Source organism: Dorea sp. OM07-5, from assembly GCF_003481355.1.
Classification (GTDB): Bacteria; Bacillota; Clostridia; order Lachnospirales; family Lachnospiraceae; genus Dorea_D; species Dorea_D hominis.
Window position 1 is genome coordinate 1 of sequence record NZ_QUKZ01000052.1, and the last position, 1,025, is coordinate 1,025.

The following is a 1,025-nucleotide window of genomic DNA, read 5'->3' on the forward strand; positions in this document are numbered from 1 at the left end:
CTTCCGTGATACAAGATGCCATGACGATCTGTTGCAGTAATTGTGAACATGGGTTCTTCCGGTTCCTTCATGCGTCTACCGTTCTGCCGGACCTTCTCTTTTGCTGGGGTTAAGACTGCTCTTGCTCCATCCTCTGCTAATACACCGGAACATTCTCCTTTATATTTGTGAACACCGCATTGTCTGGTATTCAGACTTCTGCATTCTTCCGTTACTATCGGCGGCGGTGAAAGATCGACAAAGTGCAACGTTCCCTGTTGGACACCTGTTGTCAGGGTATGTGCGATCTGGTGTCCGACTCTCCCTCTCCTGCTGTTGAGATTCGCATAGCCCAGATCGATGCTGTCCCCTTCTCTTGCAAGTTTGTAGCCGAGCTTTGTATTCTCTTTGATCGGGACACCTACATCATATAATCCTGTCTTGCCGCCCATTCCACCTGCCTGTGAGGTCAGGGTACAGCTTAGTCCTTTGGGACTGTAGACTCTTTTTCCCTGACTTCCTGCCCGGATCTGAACAAGAGCTGCTCCATTTGTTTCTGGTTCAGGTAATATTTTTCCGGCACATCTGAAATCAAGATATCCGACAATATACACCCGTTTCCTTGCTTGGGGGACTCCGAAATCCTTGCTGTTAAGCACTTTCCATTCGACATGGTACCCCAGTTGCGAAAGCGTACTGAGGATGGTGCAAAATGTCCGACCCTTGTCATGCGAAAGCAGACCGGGAACATTTTCAAGGATAAAATAATTGGGTCTTTTAGCTTTAAGAAGCCGGGCAATCTCGAAAAAGAGGGTTCCTCTTGCATCTGCAAATCCTTCCCGCTTTCCGGCGATAGAGAATGCCTGGCAAGGAAATCCTGCACAGAGCAGATCAAAATCCGGCATTCGTTCTGGTTCAATTGTTCGTGCATCACTACAATACCACTCCCCTTCTGTGTCAAACAGCAATCGGTAGTTCTTATCCGCATAAGTATCCACCTCGCAGTGTCCGACACAGGTAAATCCCCCTGCACGTCTTAAGCCTTC

The 1,025-nt window shown here is 48.3% G+C and carries 1 protein-coding gene; it reads right to left on the reverse strand.

Annotation, left to right across the window (positions count from 1 at the left end):
- Positions 1 to 1,025: DNA (cytosine-5-)-methyltransferase (gene dcm / locus DXC04_RS15370; protein ID WP_118661332.1), on the reverse strand; the 1,025-nt coding region annotated here is incomplete at both ends.